At 69.3% G+C, this 20434-nt stretch carries 17 protein-coding genes; 13 read left to right on the top strand and 4 right to left on the bottom strand.

Annotation, left to right across the window (positions count from 1 at the left end; genetic code table 11):
* Positions 1-59: 59 nt before the first annotated feature.
* Together BVIR_RS10660 and BVIR_RS10655 are read right to left on the bottom strand one after the other, a co-directional pair.
* A complete protein-coding gene (locus tag BVIR_RS10660; protein ID WP_055037644.1) occupies positions 60-3182 on the bottom strand; it encodes an efflux RND transporter permease subunit in 3123 nt (1040 codons plus the stop codon).
* Between the two features lie 4 nt (positions 3183-3186).
* The gene (locus BVIR_RS10655; protein ID WP_055037643.1) at positions 3187-4380 is read right to left on the bottom strand and encodes an efflux RND transporter periplasmic adaptor subunit; all 1194 of its coding nucleotides are present in this window, start codon (positions 4378-4380) and stop codon (positions 3187-3189) included.
* A 471-nt stretch (positions 4381-4851) separates the two neighbouring features.
* Here BVIR_RS10655 and BVIR_RS10650 point away from each other — a divergent pair, with 471 nt between their 5' ends.
* The 9 genes from BVIR_RS10650 (at position 4852) to BVIR_RS10610 (ending at position 15056) form a co-directional block, all read left to right on the top strand.
* Positions 4852-5520, top strand: a complete 669-nt coding sequence (locus BVIR_RS10650) for a class I SAM-dependent methyltransferase (RefSeq protein ID WP_055037642.1) — start codon at positions 4852-4854, stop codon at positions 5518-5520.
* A 223-nt stretch (positions 5521-5743) separates the two neighbouring features.
* Positions 5744-7054, top strand: a complete 1311-nt coding sequence (gene glyA / locus BVIR_RS10645) for a serine hydroxymethyltransferase (RefSeq protein ID WP_055037641.1) — start codon at positions 5744-5746, stop codon at positions 7052-7054.
* A gap of 75 nt (positions 7055-7129) precedes the next feature.
* Entirely contained in the window at positions 7130-7603 is a 474-nt protein-coding gene (gene nrdR, locus BVIR_RS10640; RefSeq protein ID WP_055037640.1) for a transcriptional regulator NrdR, read from the top strand.
* Positions 7600-8736, top strand: coding sequence for a bifunctional diaminohydroxyphosphoribosylaminopyrimidine deaminase/5-amino-6-(5-phosphoribosylamino)uracil reductase RibD (gene ribD / locus BVIR_RS10635; protein WP_055037639.1), 1137 nt, complete (start codon positions 7600-7602; stop codon positions 8734-8736). The genes nrdR and ribD overlap by 4 nt, the downstream gene beginning before the upstream one ends.
* Before the next feature lies 1 nt (position 8737).
* Entirely contained in the window at positions 8738-9340 is a 603-nt protein-coding gene (locus BVIR_RS10630) for a riboflavin synthase (RefSeq protein WP_055037638.1), read from the top strand.
* Positions 9341-9376: 36 nt separating this feature from the next.
* Complete coding sequence (gene ribH, locus BVIR_RS10625) at positions 9377-9880, top strand: 6,7-dimethyl-8-ribityllumazine synthase (RefSeq protein WP_055037637.1); 504 nt, start codon at positions 9377-9379, stop codon at positions 9878-9880.
* Positions 9880-10368, top strand: a complete 489-nt coding sequence (gene nusB, locus BVIR_RS10620; protein ID WP_055037636.1) for a transcription antitermination factor NusB — start codon at positions 9880-9882, stop codon at positions 10366-10368. Before ribH ends, nusB begins: the two co-directional genes overlap by 1 nt.
* A 1-nt stretch (position 10369) precedes the next feature.
* Positions 10370-12454: a thiamine-phosphate kinase gene (thiL, locus tag BVIR_RS17385; protein ID WP_335338116.1), complete on the top strand. Its 2085-nt coding sequence runs from the start codon at positions 10370-10372 to the stop codon at positions 12452-12454.
* Positions 12455-12899: 445 nt separating this feature from the next.
* On the top strand, positions 12900-15056 hold the full coding sequence (locus tag BVIR_RS10610) for a sodium-translocating pyrophosphatase (protein WP_055038827.1): 2157 nt from the start codon (positions 12900-12902) through the stop codon (positions 15054-15056).
* Between the two features lie 335 nt (positions 15057-15391).
* Here the strand turns inward: BVIR_RS10610 and BVIR_RS10605 are convergent, their stop codons facing one another.
* Together BVIR_RS10605 and BVIR_RS10600 are read right to left on the bottom strand one after the other, a co-directional pair.
* Positions 15392-15829, bottom strand: a complete 438-nt coding sequence (locus BVIR_RS10605) for an outer membrane protein assembly factor BamE (protein ID WP_055037635.1) — start codon at positions 15827-15829, stop codon at positions 15392-15394.
* 173 nt (positions 15830-16002) lie between these two features.
* Positions 16003-17034 (bottom strand): hypothetical protein, encoded by a 1032-nt coding sequence (locus BVIR_RS10600; protein ID WP_055037634.1) that lies wholly within the window; start codon positions 17032-17034, stop codon positions 16003-16005.
* A 135-nt stretch (positions 17035-17169) separates the two neighbouring features.
* Here BVIR_RS10600 and BVIR_RS10595 point away from each other — a divergent pair, with 135 nt between their 5' ends.
* The 4 genes from BVIR_RS10595 (at position 17170) to BVIR_RS10580 (ending at position 20412) form a co-directional block, all read left to right on the top strand.
* Entirely contained in the window at positions 17170-17712 is a 543-nt protein-coding gene (locus BVIR_RS10595) for a ubiquinol-cytochrome C chaperone family protein (RefSeq protein WP_055037633.1), read from the top strand.
* Positions 17705-18280, top strand: a complete 576-nt coding sequence (locus tag BVIR_RS10590) for a YceD family protein (RefSeq protein WP_169788601.1) — start codon at positions 17705-17707, stop codon at positions 18278-18280. The genes BVIR_RS10595 and BVIR_RS10590 overlap by 8 nt, the downstream gene beginning before the upstream one ends.
* Before the next feature lie 93 nt (positions 18281-18373).
* A complete protein-coding gene (gene plsX, locus BVIR_RS10585; RefSeq protein WP_082416997.1) occupies positions 18374-19441 on the top strand; it encodes a phosphate acyltransferase PlsX in 1068 nt (355 codons plus the stop codon).
* A complete protein-coding gene (locus tag BVIR_RS10580; protein ID WP_082416995.1) occupies positions 19435-20412 on the top strand; it encodes a beta-ketoacyl-ACP synthase III in 978 nt (325 codons plus the stop codon). The genes plsX and BVIR_RS10580 overlap by 7 nt, the downstream gene beginning before the upstream one ends.
* Positions 20413-20434 lie beyond the last annotated feature (22 nt).

Raw genomic sequence — 20434 nt, 5'->3', positions numbered from 1 at the left:
CGATCCCGGAACTCGCTGACGCTCGCCCGGGATGACGATGCCCAGGTCGTCGAAACTGCTCACTCCGCCGCGATGCGGCGCGGCTTGTCCTCCGCCTCGACCGGGTGCGGGCTGTCCTTGCCCGGCCGCCGCTTCGACAGCCGGTCGAACGCCAGGAACACCACCGGCGTGATGTAGAGCGTCAAGAGCTGCGACAGGCACAGCCCGCCGACCACCGCGATGCCGAGCGGCTGGCGCAGCTCGGCGCCGGCGCCGATGCCGAGCGAGATCGGCAGCGTGCCGAACACCGCGGCGAACGTCGTCATCATGATCGGGCGAAAGCGCAGCGCCGCCGCCTCGACGATGGCGTCCTCGGCCGAGGCGCCGGCCTGCTGCCGGGTGCTGGCGAAGTCGACCAGCATGATGGCGTTCTTCTTGACGATGCCGATCAGCATCACAAGGCCGATCATCGCGATCACCGAGAGGTCCATCCCGGCGAGTTCCAGCGCGATCAGCGCGCCGATGCCGGCGGTCGGCAGGCCGGACAAAATCGTCAGCGGGTGGATGAAGCTCTCGTAGAGGATGCCGAGCACGATGTAGATGACGATGACGGCGGCGAACAGCAGCAGGCCCTGGTTGGCGAGCGCGTCCTGGAACAGCTGCGCCGTGCCCTGGAAGGTGGTCGAGATCGTCGCCGGCAGGCCGATGTCGCGCGTCACCTGCTCGATGCGGCTCACCGCGTCGCCGAGCGACACGCCGGGCTGGAGGTTGAACGAGATCGTCACCGCCGGCAGCTGGCCGAGGTGGGAGGCGGTGAGGGCAGTGGGCTGCTGGTCGAGCTTGGCCACCGCATCGAGCGGGATCGCCGCCCCGCTCGCCGTGCGCACGGTGAGGCGGCGCAGCAGTTCGCCGGGGTCGGTGTATTTGGGGTCGGCTTCCAGGATCACCTGATAGGTGTCGTCCGGCGCGTAGATGGTCGACACCTGCCGCGAGCCGTAGGCCGAATAGAACAGGTTGCGGATCTGATCGACATTGAGTCCGAGCCGGGCGGCGAGGTCGCGGTCGATGGTGACGTAGCCGGCGCGCGCCTTGATCTGCAGATCGGAATTGACGTCGAGCACGCCGGGGATCTGCCGCATGCGGCTTTCGATCTGCGGCGCGAATGCGCGCAGCGCCTTGAGGTCGGTCGATTGCAGCGTGTACTGGTACTGGCTGCGCGAGGACACCGCGCCGACCGAGATCGACTGCACCGGCTGGAAGAAGGTGTTGATGCCGGGCACCTCGGCGACCTCGCGCCGCAGCCGCTGGATCACCTGCTGGACGTCGTCCTTGCGCTCTGGCTTGTCGCGCAGGCCGATGAACAGCCGGCCGGCGTTCTGGGTGTTGGCGCCGGGGCCGGAGCCGACCGTGGACATCACCGTGACGACGTCGGGGTCCTTGCCGATGATCTCGGCCACCACCTTCTGGCGCTCCACCATCGCCTCGAACGAGGCGTCGTCCGGCCCCACCGTCGAGCCGGAGATCAGGCCGTTGTCCTCGCTGGGGAAGAACCCCTTCGGAATGTCGCGGTAGAGCTCGAAGGTGACGACGAAGGTCGCCAGCGTCACCGCCAGCATCACCAGCTTGTGGGCGATCACCTTGCGCAGCGACCACGCATAGCCGGCCGCCACCGCCTCGAAGCCGCGCTCGAAGCCGCGCAGCATGAAATTGTGCCGCGGCTCCTCGATCTGCGGCCGGAGCAGCCGCGAGCACAGCATCGGCGTCAGCGTCAGCGACACGATGCCGGAGATGATGATCGACATCGAGATGACGAGGCCGAACTCGTTGAACATCCGACCCACCACCCCGCCCATGAACAGCACCGGGATGAACACCGCCACCAGCGAAACCGTCATCGAGATGATGGTGAAGCCGACCTCGCGCGAGCCCTTCAGCGCCGCGTCGTAAGGGTTCTCGCCCTTCTCGACGTGGCGCATGATGTTCTCGAGCATGACGATGGCATCGTCGACCACGAAGCCGACCGACAGCGTCAGCGCCAGCAGCGAGATGTTGTCGATGGAATGGCCGAACAGATACATGCCGGCGAAGGTGCCGATCAGCGAGATCGGCAGCGCAATCGCCGGGATCAGCGTCGCCCGCGCGCTGCGCAGGAAGAAGTAGATGACGATGATCACCAGCACCATGGCGATGCCGAGCGTAATCTCGACGTCCTCGATGGCGGCACGGATCGGCTTGGAGCGATCCATCATCACGTCGATGCTGACGCCGGACGGCAGCTCGGCGCGGATCTGCGGCATCATCTGCTGAATGCGGTCGACCACCTCGACGGTGTTGGCGTCGGGCTGCCTCTGCACCGCCAGCACGATGGCGCGGTCGCCGTTGAACCAGCTCGCCACCTTGTCGTTCTCGATCGAGTCGATGGCGGTGCCAATGTCCTCGACCCGCACCGGCGCGCCGTTCTGCCAAGCCACCACCACCGGCATGAAGTCGGCAGCACGCATGATCGGGCCGGTCGAATCCAAAATGACGTTGCGGTTGCTCTGGGTGACCGAGCCCACCGGCGTCAGCGAATTGGCGTTGGCGAGCGCGGTCTGGACTTCGGCGAGGCTGAGGCCGCGCGCTGCCAGCTGGTCGAGGTCGGCGCGCACCCGGACCGCATATTTCTGCGAGCCGAACACCATCACCTGGGCGACGCCGGGCAGCGTCGACAGCCTGGGCACGATCGAGGATTGGGCGAAGGCGTCGACATCCGACAGCCGGGCTTGGGTCGACGACAGCGCCAGGAACAGCACCGGCGCGTCGGCCGGGTTCACCTTCCGAAAGCTTGGCGGCGTCGTCATGTCGGTCGGCAGCTTGCGCTGCGCGGTCGAGATCGCCGACTGCACGTCGAGCGCGGCGCCGTCGATGTTGCGGTTCAGGTCGAACTGCAGAACGATCGAGGTCTGGCCCAGCGTCGAGGTCGAGGCCATCGAGGTGACGCCGGCGATGGTGGAGAACTGCCGCTCCAGGATCGAGGCAACCGATGCCGCCATCGTCTCCGGGCTGGCGCCGGGCAGCGAGCCCGACACCTGGATGGTGGGAAAGTCGACGCGCGGCACCGCCGCCACCGGAAGCTGGCGGTAGGCAAACAGGCCCGCCACGACGAACGACACCATCAGCAGGATGGTCATCACCGGGCGGCGGATGCACAGCGCAGACAGCATGGGCTCAGCTTCCGTTGGCGAGGGCGGGTGCGGCGGTGGTGGCGCGCGCTGGATTGCGGTTGATCGGGGCGCCGTTGACGAGGCGGAGCTGGCCGTCGATCACCACGTCCTCGCCCGGCTCGACGCCGGAGGCGAGCACGGTGACATCGCCCTGGGTGCGCTCGACCGCGACGCGCTTGAGCTCAGCCTTGCCGTCCTTGACGACGAACACGAACGCCCCGTCCTGGCCGATTTGCACCGCCGCCGACGGCACCACGGTGGCGCCGGCCTGTTCGCCGAGGATGACCTGGACCGACGCGAACGCACCCGGCCACAGCAACTCATCGCTATTGGGCATGGTCGCCTTGACCAGCACCGTTCCGGTGGCGGGATCGACCGCGTTCTCGACGAAGGTCACGGTGCCGCGCACCGGCTTGCGCGGCGTGCTCACCTCGGCGCTGACCGGACGTTCGGCCATCGCCTGGCGCAGCGGCACCAGCGCCGACTGCGGGATCGAGAACGCCACATAGATCGGGTCGAACTGGTTGATGGTGGCGATCACGCCGGAATCGGCGGCGCGCACCACGGCGCCGACCTTGGCGGTGATCGAGCCGATCCGGCCGGACACCGGCGCGACAATCTTGGTGTAGCTGAGCGAGGCGAGCAGGCTGTCGCGCTGGGCGCGGTCGGAGGCAAGCTGCGCCTCGTTGACGCGGACCAGCGTCGCGGCGATGTCGCGCTGCACCTGGGTCGAGATCTTGCGCCGCAGCAGGTCCTCGGCGCGGTCGAGGTCGCGCTTGGCCTGTTCGAGCTGGGCCTCGTCCTTGTGGGCCTGGGCCTCGACCTGGGCAAGTTGGGCCTGCAGCACCCGGTCGTCGAGCGTGAACAGAAGCTCGCCGGCCTTGACCTTGGCGCCTTCCTCGACGTGGATCGCGGTGATCTCGCTGTCGGTGCGCGGTCGGATCAGGATCGAGGCGATCGACTGGACGGTGCCGACCGCGTCCAGCGTCCGCGGCACGTCCTTGCGCTCGACCTTGTCGGTCACCACCGGCACGCCGCGCGGTGCGGCGGCTGGTCGGGCGGCGTCGCCTTGGTGTTCGGCCAAGCTCGATAGGCCGGGGACCATCGCCACCAGCGGCTTGAGCTGTGGCCAGAACAGCCATCCGAGCCCGGCCAGCACGACCAGGGTGGCAATCGGCAGGGAGCGAAAACGCGACATGTCCGGTCCAACGTGTTCGAAAATGGCCGACGGGCGATGCGGGAGCGCACCGCTCGGCGGAGCGTTTCGGTGCGCAACGGTCCCGCACGGCCGGGATACGCTAAAATGGCTTACGCCAAATGTAGATACAGACTCTTTTACGTTTAGCCCGGCGCGCCGATCCGGCCACCTTAATTTTTAGCAAACGTTGCGACCCCGCCGTCCACCTGCACTCGGGTCCGATCAAACAATTGCGAGCGGATGGCAGTCGAACTTGGATCGCGGCGGCAGGCTCGCAACTTCGGATGTGGCAATATCTGCATGAAATGCCTCTCCGGCTGACGACTTTTCGGAGAAGGACATTCTGGGTCTCGGCAGAATGGTAGGAGCGCGGCGCAGCACGACGGTGGTGAAACAATACAATGATGGTCCAGGATCACGGCGACAGCATGTCGGCGCCCGTCCGGAGCCGGCACCCAGGGAGGCATTCGCATGAGCCAGGACGTGAATGTCGAATACGCCCGGCTGCGGGCGGCAGGCGCGGCCGGCTGGGGTGGCGCCGCCGCCACCCGCCGTCGCGACGGTTGGATGCAGACGCTGGCGTGGCTGCGGCGGCATGCGGACTTTCCGCCGCCACCGGCGCACCTCCTCGAACTCGGCTGCGGCAATGGGTTGGTGTCGGCGCTTTTCGCCGAGCAGGGCTACCGCGTCGAGGGCATCGAGCAATCCGGCGACGCCGTTGCCTGGGCGCATGCGGCGTTCGAGGCGCGTGGCCTCGCCGGCACGTTCCGCCGGGGCGACGTGCGGGCCATGCCAGCCTGTTCAGACGGCTGCTTCGACGCCGTGATCGATGGCAATTGCCTGCACTGCCTCATCGGCTGCGATCGCGCCGCCTGTCTCGCCGAGGTTCGGCGGGTGACGAAAGCGGACGGCGTGTTCGTCGTCAGCACCATGTGCGGCGAGCCGAAATCGGCGACTGCGCGTGCCCGGTTCGACCCTGCCGCGCGCTGCCTGATGGAGGACGGCAAGCCCACCCGCGCCCTGCTTGAAGCTGCCGCCATCGTGGCGGAGGTGGAGGTGGCCGGCTTCCGGGTGGTGTCGCAGCACGTTCGCCCCAATTCGTGGTGGGACCACCTGACGCTGCTAGCGGTGGTGGCGTGAGGGGGGTGTCAATGCCGAAGGTGCGGTGGCACCCTTCCGCTCCCGCCCTGGCCGAGTACCCGCGAGTCTCCGCAATAATTGCCCGCTCCGGGCCATATCTTGGGTCCGGTCGCCTTGGCGACCCCTGTCGGTCGTGGTAAGCGACCGCTTCGGCCGTACGGCGTGGCTTCGGCCCGCGCCGCGACCGGATCAACGCAACCGTGAGTCAAGAGGGGGCGTGGCCATGTCGGTTTCCGACGTCGAGCGCAGCCGGCCGCTATTCGACAGTTTCTTCACCGCCTCGCTGGCCGAGAGCGATCCCGAGATCGCCTCCACCATCGCCAAGGAGCTGACGCGGCTCCAGGACCATATCGAACTGATCGCCTCGGAGAACATCGTCTCGCGCGCCGTGCTCGAGGCCCAAGGCTCGATCATGACCAACAAGTACGCCGAGGGTTATCCCGGCCGGCGCTACTATGGCGGCTGTGAGTTCGTCGATATCGCCGAGAACATCGCGATCGACCGCGCCAAGACGCTGTTCGGCTGCGCCTTCGCCAACGTTCAGGCCAATTCCGGCAGCCAGGCCAACCAGGCGGTGTTCCTGGCGCTGCTGAAGCCCGGCGATACCTTCATGGGCCTCGACCTCTCCGCCGGCGGCCACCTGACCCACGGCAGCTCGGTCAACATGTCCGGCAAGTGGTTCAACGTGGTGCCGTACAATGTGCGCCCGGATGACCAGCGCATCGACATGGACGCGGTGGAGAAGCTCGCCCGCGAGCACAAGCCGAAGCTGATCCTGGCCGGCGGCTCGGCCTATGCCCGCCATTGGGACTTCGCCCGCTTCCGCGCCATCTGCGACGAGGTCGGCGCCTATTTCATGGTCGACATCGCCCACTTCGCCGGGCTGGTGGCGGGCGGCGCGCATCCCTCGCCGTTCCCGCACGCCCACGTCGTCACCTCGACCACCCACAAGACCCTGCGCGGCCCGCGCGGCGGCCTGATCCTCACCAACGACGAGGGGCTCGCCAAGAAGATCAACTCGGCGATCTTCCCCGGCCTTCAGGGCGGCCCGCTGATGCACGTGATCGCCGCCAAGGCGGTGGCGTTCGGCGAGGCGCTGCGGCCGGAGTTCCGCGCCTACGCTGCCCAGGTGGTGGCCAACGCCAAGGTGCTGGCCGACACCCTGCTGAAGGCCGGCTTCGCGCTGGTCACCGGCGGCACCGACAACCACCTGCTGCTGGTCGATCTGCGGCCGAAGTCGCTGACCGGCAAGGCGGCGGAAGCCGCGCTCGGGCGCGCGCACCTCACCTGCAACAAGAACGGCATCCCGTTCGACCCCGAAAAGCCGATGGTGACCTCCGGCATCCGGCTCGGCACCCCGGCTGCGACCAGCCGCGGCTTCGGCGCCCCGGAGTTCGCCCAGGTCGGCGCGTTCATCGCCGAGGCGCTCGACGGGCTGTCGAGCAACGGCGAGGCCGGCAATGCGGCGGCGGAGGCCGCGGTGGCGGCCAAGGTCGGCGAGCTGACCCGGCGCTTTCCGGTCTACGGCCAGTGATGACAAAGTCTCGCGGGATGGCATCCCGCGGGACATGATCCCACCAGAGGATCCGATGAGAGGGCGGCGCGGGTCATGAAGTGTCCCTTCTGTTCCAACCTGGACACCCAGGTGAAGGACTCGCGCCCCTCCGAGGACGGCACGGCGGTGCGGCGGCGGCGGGTGTGCCCCGACTGCGGCGCCCGCTTCACCACCTTCGAGCGGGTGCAGCTGCGCGAATTGACGGTGCTCAAGCGCTCCGGCCGGCGGGTGCCGTTCGACCGCGAGAAGCTGCGTCGCTCGATCGCGGTCGCGGTGCGCAAGCGACCGGTCGACGAGGAGAGCATCGACCGGCTGGTGTCGGAGATCGTGCGCCAGCTGGAGCGCCAGGGTGAGAGCGAGGTCGGCTCCGAGGCGATCGGCCAGCTCGTGCTGCAGCGGCTGCGTGACATCGACACCGTGGCCTATGTCCGGTTCGCCTCGGTTTACCAGAATTTCCGCGATCCCAAGGACTTCGAGAACCTGCTGGGCGAGATTGCCCACGCGACGGTCGGCGTCGAGCGGCCATGACCGCAGGCTCGGCCGCGGCGCTGGTTGCGGATGACGTTCGGCTGATGGCGGCGGCAATCGCGCTCGGCGACGCGGCGCGCGGCACCACCTGGCCCAACCCTGCGGTCGGTGCGCTGGTGGTGCGCGTCGAGGACGGCCGGCCGGTGATCGTCGGTCGCGGCTGGACTCAGGCCGGCGGCCGCCCCCACGCCGAGCCGGGGGCGCTGGCCATGGCGGGCGCGGCGGCGCGCGGCGCCACGCTCTACGTGTCGCTGGAGCCCTGCGCCCATTTCGGCAAAACCCCGCCCTGCACGGAGGCCATCATCCAGGCCGGCATCGCCCGCGTGGTGGCCGCGGTCGGCGATCCCGACCCGCGCACGGCGGGCGCCGGCTTCGCGAAACTTGAGGCGGCGGGCATCGAGGTGGTGCGCGACGTGCTGCGGGCGGAGGGCGAGCGCTCGCACGCCGGCCACATCCGCCGGGTGCGCGACGGCCGGCCGCACGTCATGCTGAAGCTCGCGGTGTCCGCCGACGGCAAGGCCGGGCTGGCCGGGCCGCACCCGGCGGCGATCACCAGCGAGGCTGCCCGCGCTCGCGTCCACATGCTGCGGGCGCTGAACGATGCCATCATGGTCGGCATCGGCACCGCGCTCGCCGACGATCCCGAACTGACCTGCCGGCTGCCCGGCCTCGCCGCGCGCTCGCCGGTGCGGGTGGTGCTCGACCCTGCGCTCAAGCTGCCGCTGTCGTCGCGTCTGGTCGCTACCGCCGGCACCGTGCCGCTGTGGCTGATCGCCGGCGCCGACGCCGACGTCGATCGCGATCGCGCGCTGACAATGGCCGGCGCCGAGGTGATGCGGGTCGGCCGCGGTGCCGACGGCCGGCTCGATCTCGCCGAGGTGTTGCGGTTGCTGGCGCTGCGCGGCATCACCCGGCTGATGGTCGAGGGCGGGCCGACGCTGGCGGCGGCGCTGCTGGGGGCCGATCTGGTCGACGAGGCGGTGGTGTTCGGCAGCAACGTCGTGCTTGGCGACGACGCGCTGCCGGCGCTCGCCGGGCTGCCGCTGACGGCGCTGACCGCCGCGCCGGCGCTGAAAACCATCGAGCGGGTGGCGGTCGGCGCCGACACCATGACGGTTTCGAGGAGGATTTGACATGTTCACCGGCATCGTCACCGATATCGGCGAGGTGGTTGCAGTTGCCGAGCGCGACAATCTGCGGCGGCTCTCGGTCGCCTGCCGCTACCCGGCCGATTCGATCGCGCTCGGCGCCTCGATCTGCCATTCCGGCATCTGCATGACGGTGATCGAGGTCGCCGAGACGGCCGGCCGCACCGTCTATGCCATCGACGCCGCCGCCGAGACGCTGAAGCTCACCACCGCCGGCGGTTGGCAGGTCGGCAGCCGCATCAACCTCGAACGCTCGCTGAAGATCGGCGACGAGCTCGGCGGCCATATCGTCACCGGCCATGTCGACGGCCTCGCCGAGATCGTCACGCGCACCGACGGCGCCGACCAGGCCACCTTCGTGCTGCGCGTGCCGCACCAGCTCGCGCGCTTCATCGCCGCCAAGGGCTCGGTGGCGCTGGACGGCACCTCGCTCACCGTCAATGAGGTGTCCGGCGATGCGTTCACCGTTCACATCATTCCGCACACCCTGGCGGTGACCACCTGGGGCACGCTGACGGCGGGCTCGCGGCTCAATCTCGAAGTCGATCTGATGGCCCGCTACGCCGCGCGCCTTGCCGAGGCGCGCTGATCCGCGTATCTCCGGGCGCAAACCCGGAACCTTCAGATGATTGTGTCTTCGTCCCGCCCGGCCGCCGAGGCCGAGCAACCCATTGCCGACGCGCGCGTCCTGCTGGTCGAGGCGCGGTTTTACGACGCGCTGGCCGACCTTCTGCTCGACGGTGCGCTGCGCCGGCTTCGCGCCGCTGGCGTGACCGTTGATTGCATCACCGTGCCCGGCTCGCTGGAAATTCCACCCGCGGTGGCGATTGCGCTCGCCACCGCGGCCGCGAACGGCACGCCCTATGATGGCGTGGTGGCGCTCGGCTGCGTCATTCGCGGCGAAACCTCGCACTACGACATTGTGGCGAGCGAATCGGCCCGCGCCTTGATGAATCTTGCGGTCAGCCGCGCGCTTCCGCTCGCCAACGGCATCCTGACCGTCGACAATGAGGCCCAGGCGTTCGAACGTGCCGACCCGCAGCGCCTCGACAAGGGCGGCCACGCCGCGAGTGCGGTGCTGACGCTGCTGCGCCTGAAGCGTCGCCTGGATGGACGGGAGTGTTTGTGATGAAGCCGCAGCAAGCGTCGTCCCGCCGCGTCGCGAGGGCCGGTGCCCGCCTCAATGCGGTGCAGGCGCTCTACCAGATGGACGTCGCCGCGACCCCGACCGCCGATGTGTTCGCGGAATTCGAAAGCCACTGGATCGGCCGCGAGGTCGAGGGCGTTGCCCATCCGGAAGCGGAGGTCGCGTTCTTCCGCGATCTGGTCGAAGGCGTGGTGCGCGAGCAGCGCCAGATCGATCCGTTGATCGACGCCACCTTGAGCGGCGGCTGGCCGCTCAAGCGGGTCGAGGCGGTGCTGCGCGCGCTGCTGCGGGCCGGCTGCTACGAACTGCTGTCCCGGCCGGATATTCCTGCGCGGGTGGTTGTGTCGCAGTATGTCGACGTTGCCAGCGCCTTCCTCGAAGGGGACGAGACCTCGATGGCCAATGCCGTGCTCGACGGATTGGCGCGCAAGCTGCGCGCCGGCGAGTTCGCCGGGGAGGGTGCCCGCTGACATGGCGACTGAGCCGAAGCCGGCCCCAGACCTTGCTGCGGAGCCGACCAGCCTTGGTCCGGCCGCCACCAAGCACGGCATGCCCCGGCTCGGGGTCGAGCGCATCGATCTTGCGTCCGCCGCGGCCAAGGCGTCGGTGACGGCCAAGTCCCCGGTGACGGCCAAGTCCCCGACCCCCGCGGCTGCACCCGAGCCGGTCGCTCCGGCAACTCCCAAGGTTTCGTTGGAAGACTCGGTTTTGCCGGCGCCTTCGGCCTCATCGCCGGCCCATGTGTCCTTGGACCCGGCGCCGGCCGAGCCCGAGCCGCCCGCTGCCAACGGTCCCGCTGCCAACGGTAAGGACGATCCCGCGGCGTTCCAGTTCGCTCTGGGCGCGTTCGACCTCGGCCCGCTCGATTTCGGCTCGGCGATGGCGCCGGTGGGCACGCCGCCGGTGCCGGCGGCCGAGCTCGAGCTTATCGCGCCGGCCCCGGCCGAACCCGCCGCCGCCGAGCCCGCCGCGTCGGACCTCACCGCGTCCGAACCCGCGACATCCGAATCCACCGCGTCTGAGTCTTTTCCGCCCGAGTCTTTTCCGCCCGAGTCTTGGCCATCCGAGTCTTGGCCATCCGAGTCTTGGCCACCCGAGCCTTGTCCGGCTGACCCGCCGCCGGCCCCGCGTCTGGCCGAGACGGTGCCGGGTGCCGGTGCGCGGGGCTACCAGCCGTTCGTGCTCGACGTGCCGCCGCCGCGGCTGGGGAAGCCGTCGGCCTCGCCCGAAGCCGGCCTGGCCGAGGATGCCGCGGCCGCCGGGCCCGAGCGGCCGTTCGCGCCGAAATGGACCGCGTTCGAGCCGGCCGATGCGAGCTGGACCGAGATCGCGGCGCCCCACCCGCCGGCCGAGCCGGCGCCGCCCCGACCGGACGCCGCCGAGATTGCGCTTGAGGCGAAGCTGCTCAACGCCGAGCTGTTCGGTCCCGAGGCCGAGGCGGCGGCGCCGGCCGCGCCGCCCGACCCCTCGCCGGCACCGGCGGCAGGGCCGCGCGAGCCGCCAGCGGCGGCCGCGCCGCCGCCGGCCAGGGTGCGGCCGCGCCCGGTGGTCCATGCCGTCCCGGCCGGCAGGCTGTCGGCCGAGGACGCGTTGATCCACCGTGTGTTTGCCCCGATCGCCACCCACGAGGGCGCGTTCGGTCTGACCGACGACGCCGCCGCGGTGGCGCCGCCGCCGGGTTGCGAACTGGTCATCACCACCGACACCCTGGTGGCGGGGGTGCATTTCTTCGCCGACGATCCCGCCGACGCCATCGCCAGGAAGGCGCTGCGGGTCAATCTGTCGGACCTTGCCGCCAAGGCCGCCGATCCGCTTGGCTTCGTCATTTCGACGGCATTTCCCGAGGGCATCAAGCCGGAGTGGCTGGACGCCTTCGCCCGCGGCCTCGGCGAGGACGCCGCAGCCTACGGGTGTCCGCTGTTCGGCGGCGATACCGTGCGCACGCCCGGTCCGCTGACCCTCACCGTCACCGCGTTCGGCTCCGTGCCGGCCGGCGGCATGGTTCGCCGCGCCGGCGCCGCGCCCGGCGACTGGGTGGTGGTCACCGGCACCATCGGCGATGCCGCGCTCGGGCTGTTGCAGCGCCGCCACCTCGTGCCGCGCGGGCTGGGCCGACTCAACCTTCGCGACAAGGCCCACCTTGCCGACCGTTACCTGTTGCCGCAGCCGCGCACCAAGCTGGTCGCGGCGCTGCGCGACCACGTTCGCGCGGCGATGGACGTGTCGGACGGCCTCGCCGGCGACCTCGCCAAGATGTGCGCGCTGTCGGGCGTCGGCGCCCGCATCGAGACCGCGCTGCTGCCGCTGTCGAGTGCCGCTGCGACCGCTTTGCTCGGCGATCCCAACCTGCTGGAGCGGATCGTGACCGGGGGCGACGACTACGAGATCCTGATGGCGGTGGCGCCGGACGAGCTGGACGCCCTCATGTCGGCGGCGGCGCGGGTCGGGGTTGCGGTCACCGCGATCGGCGAGATCACCGCCGAGCCCGGCCCTCCGGTGTTCTACGGCCCGCAGGGGCCGATGAGGCTGAAGCAGCTGAGCTTCAGCCATTTCTGACACGGACGGTTTATGCGAAATCGGGCTATTCGCGCCAAAAGTCCTGTTCGAGAACGGGATTTTCGCCGCCCAGAGCACGAAGCTTCCACCCTGCTGTCCCTTTGCGCGGCGGTGCTCAGGTGCGTCCACCGGAATCCGCGGCGTCCGCCATCATCCTTTAGTTGGATTGCCGCCTAATTTCGCGGCGACAGGACGGCCGGACCCGCCCGCTTTCACCGGTAGCGCGCTGTATTGGCGTGGTTTTGTGCGCAATCATTTGTTGCGGCGCACACTGGGGTCCGCAGTGGGCGACGACAGCGCGGCCATTGCGCGGAGTGGCTTATTTGCTAGAAAGCCGACGCTTCTCGGCGGCAGCCGCGAGAATGGTCCAGCGGGCGCGAACGTCGTCCCCGCCGTGTCGGTTGCGGCATGCGGCCCGGCCACTGACGAAACCAAGGTGGGGTGGATGACTGCTCTCGTACTCATAATCATCGGCGGCCTGCTGTCGATCGCCTACGGCATCTGGGCGACAAAGTCGCTGATGGCGGCCGACTCCGGCTCCCAGCGCATGCAGGAAATCGCGGCCGCGATCCGTGAAGGCGCAACGGCCTATCTGAAGCGCCAGTACATCACCATTGCCATCGTCGGCGTGGTGATCTTCGCGCTGGTCGCCTGGCTGCTGTCGCCGACCGTCGCGTTCGGCTTCGCCATCGGCGCGGTGCTGTCCGGCGCGGCCGGCTTCATCGGCATGAACGTGTCGGTGCGGGCCAACGTGCGCACCGCTCAGGCTGCCACCAAGTCGCTGGCGGGCGGTCTGGAACTCGCCTTCAAGGCGGGCGCGGTCACCGGCCTTCTCGTCGCCGGCCTCGCGCTGCTCGGCGTCGCGGTCTACTTCACCGTGCTGACCCAGTTCATGGGCCTTGCCGCCAATGACCGCGTCGTGGTCGACGCGCTGGTCGCGCTCGGCTTCGGCGCCTCGCTGATCTCCATCTTCGCCCGTCTCGGCGGCGGCATCTTCACCAAGGGCGCCGACGTCGGCGGTGACCTGGTCGGCAAGGTCGAGGCCGGCATTCCGGAAGACGATCCGCGCAACCCGGCCACCATCGCCGACAACGTCGGCGACAATGTCGGCGACTGCGCCGGCATGGCGGCCGACCTGTTCGAGACCTATGCGGTGACCGCGGTCGCCACCATGGTCCTGGCGGCGATCTTCTTCGCCGGCCAGCCGATCCTGGACACCATCATCATCTACCCGCTGGCAATCGGCGCGGTGTGCGTGGCGACCTCGATCGCCGGCACCTTCTTCGTCAAGCTCGGCCCCAGCCAGTCGATCATGGGCGCGCTCTACAAGGGCCTGATCGCCACCGGCGTGCTGTCGATCGCGGCGATCGCGCTGGTCAATCTGGTGCTGTTCGGCGGCTTCGGCACCGAGTTCAAGACCAATGGCGGCGTCGCCTTCACCTCCGGCGACCTGTTCGCCTGCGCGGTGCTGGGCTTCGTGGTGACGGCGCTGATCGTGGTGATCACCGAATACTACACCGGCACCGGCAAGCGCCCGGTGGTGTCGATCGCCCAGGCTTCGGTCACCGGCCACGGCACCAACATCATCCAGGGCCTTGCGGTCTCGCTCGAATCGACCGCGCTGCCGACGCTGGTGATCATCGCCGGCATTCTCTCGACCTACAGCCTGGCCGGTCTGTTCGGCATCGCGGTGGCGGTCACCGCCATGCTGTCGCTGGCCGGCATCATCGTCGCGCTCGATGCGTTCGGCCCGGTCACCGACAATGCCGGCGGCATTGCCGAGATGAGCGGCCTGCCCAAGGAAGTCCGCAAGGCCACCGACGCGCTGGACGCGGTCGGCAACACCACCAAGGCGGTCACCAAGGGCTACGCCATCGGCTCGGCCGGCCTCGGCGCGCTGGTGCTGTTTGCCGCCTATAGCGAAGACCTCAAGTTCTTCAGCGCCAACCCGACCGAATTCCCGTACTTCAAGGACGTGGTGATCGACTTCTCGCTGTCGAATCCCTACGTCGTGGTCGGCCTGTTGTTCGGCGGCCTGCTGCCGTACCTGTTCGGCGCCATGGGCATGATGGCGGTCGGCCGCGCGGCCTCCGCCATCGTCGAGGAGGTGCGCCGGCAGTTCCGCGAGAATCCGGGCATCATGGACTACAAGGTGAAGCCCGATTACGGCCGGGCTGTCGACATGCTGACCAAGGCGGCGATCAAGGAGATGATCATCCCCTCGCTGCTGCCGGTGCTGTCGCCCGTGGTGGTCTATTTCGTGATTTATTTCGTCGCCGGCGGCGGTGCCGCGGGCAAGTCGGCGGCGTTCTCGTCGGTCGGTGCACTTCTGCTTGGCGTCATCGTCACCGGCGTGTTCGTCGCCATCTCGATGACCTCGGGCGGCGGCGCGTGGGACAATGCCAAGAAGTCGTTCGAGGACGGCTTCACCGACAAGGACGGCAAGGTCCATCAGAAGGGCTCCGAGGCGCACAAGGCCTCGGTGACCGGCGACACCGTCGGCGATCCCTACAAGGACACCGCCGGCCCGGCCGTGAACCCGATGATCAAGATCACCAACATCGTCGCGCTGTTGCTGCTCGCCATCCTGGCGCACCACTGAGCCTGACGGCTGCCTGAATCGAAAGCGCCCGGCGGGAAACCGCCGGGCGCTTGTCGTTTGGCGGTCAACGCGCCGGTGGCGGCGAGCGCAATCGATCTCGCCGGGAAGGCCCTCACGCCAGTGGCTGAGGAGCGACCTTTCTCGGCCTCATGCTGAGGAGGCTGCCACCGGGTCGCGCCGCAGGCGCGCCCGATGCCAGGCTCCGCAGCCGTCTCGAAGCATGGGCCGAAGGCCGACGCCCGCTCGCCTCACCCTTCGAGACGCCCGCTGTCGCGGGCTCCTCAGGACGAGGCGAGCGGGCGTCGGTGGAAGGTCAAGCTCAAAGGCCGCGGGTATTACGAGCTCTTGTTGGCGCTCAGCACCTGGCGCAGGAACGACAGTTCCTCGCCGCCGGCCGAGGTCGAGCGGCCGATGAAGTCGAACACCTTGCCGTCCTGCAGGCCGTAATTGGCGACCCGCGTCACCCGCCGCGCCTTCGGCTCGAAATAGACCGCCAGCACGCGCTGGTCGACGATCTTGGGATCGAGGAACGCGGTCTGCTTGGTAGTCTGCGAGATGTAGTAGAACACTTCGCCGTTGAGGGTGGCGACGGTGGAGGGCGTGCCGAGTACGATCAGCACCTGCTCCTGGGTGGAGCCGATCGGCACCTGCTCCAGCGCGTTTTCCGGCATCACGTAGCCGCGCTGCATGGTCTGGGTGAAGCAGCCGCCGAGCGGCAACGCTGCCAGCGCCCCGGCGACCAACGCCCGTCGCCCGATCATGAATTCGCTCATCGCACCTCTATCCTGAACGCAAACGCCGGCCGCGGTTTCAACTACCGTGCGACGGCGTTCGTGGCAAACCGTTCGCTCGGAAGCGATGGCCCGCACGACCATCGTGCGGCTCTGTGGCGTGATCGTGGCACGCAAGCGCCAATGGTGGCGGCGTTGGGGCGCGATGCACAGCCTCAGTCGAGGTCGAGGCCGGCGAACGGGTCCTGGTCGGGATCGTCGGGCGCCGCCGGTGCAGCCCCTGGCTCGGCGGCCCCTGGCTCGGCGGTCGGCGCTGCCGTGCTCAAGCTTTCGGCCACCGTCTCGAAGGTGGCGACATCGCCGGCACTCGCGCCGGCCGCCGTCAGCGTCAGGCTCGCCCGGGCGCCGTCGGCGTCAGGCTCATCGAAGATGTAGACCACGGCCTGGCTATCGGCGTTGCGCACCATAAGCCGGGTCGCCGGCTGCCCGGCGGTGACGGTGTGGTCGACGTCCTCCACCCCCTCGCTCGGCATCGGCTGGCCGTCCGCCAGCAGCGACAGCTCGATTCGGCCGACGCCGTCCGGCCGCGTCAGGCGGACGGCGTCACGGTCGACGGTCGCGCTCCAGCCGGGCGGCGGCGCGATCGAGACCCGGCCGAGCCACACCCGCCCGGCCGGCGCCGCCGGGGCGGCTGCCGCGGATGGGGCAGGGGCGGGTGACGACGGTGGGGCCGCCTCGCTGCGACGGGGGTCGGCGGACGGCGCGCCGTCCAGCGTCACCCGCGACAGGATGTCGTCGAGCACCGCGTCGCCCTGGCCGAGGTCGCCGGCGCCCTCGAACAGCAGGTGCAGCCGCCGCTTGTCCTGGCGGCCCTTGTCCAGCGTCACCGTTATGGTGTCGCGCCCGCCGCTGCGGGTGTGGATATAGAGCGCGCTGCGGCCGGCCAGCGTGACCTTGCGGTGCGAAACGATGTCGGGATAGCCGAGCAGCGGCTCATCCGGGAACCACCACCACACCATCAGCCGGCGCTGGCCGTCCGGCGAGGCCAATTCGAGGTCCTTGCCGCCGTTGGTCCGGTTCGCCGTCCAGTCCGCCGGCACGGCGACAGTGGCGGCGTCGAGCCGGTGGCTCTGCCACTGCGCCGGGTCCGCGCTGGCGTTGGCAAGGCCGAGCAGCAGCCCGGCCGCGACCGCCAGCGCAGCCTGCCACCATGTTGTCGTGACGCGTGGGCATGGCCGGTCGGTCATGGCGCTCTTCCCCCTCTGCCGAAACCGCGAGCGCGAGGCTACGCTGACGCTGCGGCGAGCGTCAAACCGCGCCGGCGGCGGCTTGCCGCGCCGTGGGCGTTTCCCTTCGGCGCCGATGTGCGTTAGTCAGCCGCCATGTTCGGCTTGTTCAGGACAACCCGCCGCGGCGCGGCCGTGCGCCGGCTCTACGGTGCGATCGTGGCGCAGGCGCGCACGCCGCACTTCTATGCGGCGTGCGGCGTGCCGGACACCGTGGCGGGCCGGCTCGACCTGCTGATGCTGCACCTTGCGCTGTTCCTGCGCCGTCTGGCCGGCGAGCCGGACGAGATGCGGCCGCTGGGGCAGGCGGTGTTCGACGGCTTCGCGCGCGACATTGAGAACCAGTTGCGCGAATTCGGCCTCGGCGACCACACCGTGCCGAAGCAGATGCGGGCGGTGGTCGAGTCGTTCTATGGCCGGCTGAAAGCCTATGATTCGGCGCTGGAGGAAGCCGGCAACGGCGCCCTCGAGGCGGCGCTCGCCCGCAATTTGTTCGCCGGCGAGGTCGCCGACCCGGCGCGGCTGCCCCATCTGGCCAGCTATGTCCGCGCCGTCGTGGCGCACCTTGCCGCGCAGCCCGCCACGGCGTTCGCCGCCGGCGAGCTGGCGTTTCCCGATCCCGGAGGCCCCTTTGACTGATACTCCGCCCAAGACTCCACCCAAGGCTCCGTCGCAGACCCCGCCCAAAGCGCCCTGGAGCCACGTCATCGCCGTGGCGCAGTTGCCCTCGGAGTCCAAGCTGACGCTGGAGCCGGGTGCCGATACCCGCGAGGCGCTGGCCCGCCACGTCGGCGCCCTTTCGGTGCCGGCGCTCAAGGTAACGCTGACGCTGGCGGTCGACCGCAACGGCGACGTCGACGTCGAGGGCCGGCTCACCGGCCGGGTCGTTCAGCCCTGCGTGGTAACGCTGGAGCCGATCGAGGCCGAGCTCGACGAAGACGTGGCGGTGCGGTTCTCCGCTGACGCCCGCCCGCTCGAGGTCGAGCCCGGCACCGAGATCGAATTCTCCGCCGAGGAGGCCGACCCGCCCGAGCCGATCGTCGACGGCCGTTTCGACCTCGGCGCCATCCTCACCGAGTTCTTCAGCCTCAGTGTTGAGCCCTATCCGCGCAAGCCCGACGTGGCCTGGCAGTCCCCGGCCGATGATGAGGGCAACAACTCGCCGTTCGCGGCGTTGGTGAAATTGAAGCCGTCGGGGCCGTCATAATTCTGTCTCACAGTTGCCAGGACGGCGTGAAACTGTATGTTCGCGCCGTCAGGCCGTCTGCCACACTCTTTTGCTGCCAGTTCTCACTGAACCATGACCGCACCTGTCCGCATCGCGCTCGACGCAATGGGCGGAGATCACGGACCTTCGGTCGTGATTCCCGGCGCCGAGCTGTCGCTTGTTCGCCATCCGGATACGCATTTCGTGGTGTTCGGGCGCGAATCCGAAGTCCGGCCGATTCTCGACCAACATCCCAAGCTGGCAGCCGCCTCCGAATTCCACCACACCGAGGTGGCGATCCGGATGGACGACAAGCCGAGCCAGGCGCTACGCGCCGGTCGCCGCGTCTCATCGATGTGGCGGGCGATCGAGGCGGTGAAGCGCGGCGAGGCCGACGTTGCCGTTTCCGCCGGTAACACCGGCGCGCTGATGGCGATGTCCAAGATTTGCCTGCACACCATGGCGGGTATCGAGCGGCCGGCGATCGCCGGCATCTGGCCGACCACCCGCGGCGAGTCGCTGGTGCTCGACGTTGGCGCCTCGATTGGCGCCGACGCCCAGCATCTGGTCGACCTCGCGGTGATGGGCAGCGCGATGGCGCGCATCGTGTTCGACGTCGAGCGGCCCACCGTCGGCCTGCTCAATGTCGGCGTCGAGGAGATCAAGGGCGTCGAGGCGGTGCGCGATGCCGGCCAGCGGCTGCGCGGGCTCGACATGCCCGGTCTCGACTATCACGGCTTCGTCGAGGGCGACGATATCGGCCGCGGCACCGTCGACGTGGTGGTGACGGAGGGCTTCTCCGGCAACATCGCGCTGAAGACCGCGGAAGGCACCGCAAAGCAGCTCGCCGAATATCTCCGCGCCGCGTTCGGCCGGACGATATGGACGCGGCTCGGCTTCCTTCTGGCGCGCAGCGCCTTTCGCGCCCTGAAGGAAAAGATGGACCCGCGCCGCTCCAACGGCGGCGTTTTTCTCGGGTTGAACGGCGTGGTGATCAAGAGCCACGGCGGCACCGACAAGCTCGGTTTCGCGTCCGCCGTCGATATCGGTTACGACATGGTGCGTTACGGCCTCCTTAGCCGTATCAGCGACGACCTGTCCCGTTACCAGCGCGGAATGCCGTCTCCTCCCACCGTTCCGGCGGAGGCAGCCGCATCGTGATCATGCGTTCCGTGGTGCTCGGGGTCGGCGGCTATCTGCCCGAGCGTGTCTTGACCAACGCCGAGCTGGCGGCGACGGTCGACACCTCCGACGAGTGGATCCAGCAGCGCACCGGCATTCGGCAGCGCCACATCGCCGCCAAGGGCGAGGTGACGTCCGATCTCGGCATCGCCGCGGCCAAGGCCGCGCTCGCCGACGCCAAGATCGACGCCCACGGCATCGACCTGATCGTGGTTGCCACCGCGACGCCGGACAACACCTTCCCGGCAACGGCGGTGACCATCCAGGCGGCGCTCGGCATCACCCGCGGCGCGGCGTTCGACCTGCAGGCGGTGTGCTCCGGCTTCATCTTCGCGCTCGCCACCGCCGACGCGATGCTGGCCAGCGGCCGCTTCCACCGCGCGCTGGTGATCGGCGCCGAGACCTTCTCGCGCATCCTCGACTGGACCGACCGCACCACCTGCGTGCTGTTCGGCGATGGCGCCGGCGCCGTGGTGCTGGAGCGCCAGGAGCAGCCCGGCACCCGCGAGGACCGCGGCATCATCACCGCGCACCTGCGCTCCGACGGCCGCCACAAGTCGAAGCTCTATGTCGACGGCGGTCCGTCCTCGACCCAGACCGTGGGCCACGTGCGCATGGAAGGGCGGGAGGTGTTCCGCCACGCCGTCGGCATGATCACCGACGTCATCGAGGACGCCTTCCTCGCCACCGGCTACGGCCCCGGCGACATCGACTGGTTCATCCCCCACCAGGCCAACCGCCGCATCATCGACGCCTCGGCCCAGAAGCTCGGTATCGCGCCGAACAAGGTGATCACCACCGTCGATCGCCACGGCAACACCTCGGCGGCCTCGATCCCGCTGGCGCTGTCGGTGGCGGCCGGAGAGGGCCGCCTGAAGCCTGGCGACCTGCTTCTTCTTGAGGCGATGGGCGGCGGGTTCACCTGGGGATCGGTGTTGTTGCGGTGGTGATTTCGTTCGAGCTTCCGGTTGA

It is taken from the genome of Blastochloris viridis (genome assembly GCF_001402875.1).
GTDB classification, from domain to species: domain Bacteria; phylum Pseudomonadota; class Alphaproteobacteria; order Rhizobiales; family Xanthobacteraceae; genus Blastochloris; species Blastochloris viridis.
This window is presented reverse-complemented; position numbering and strand designations above follow the sequence as displayed.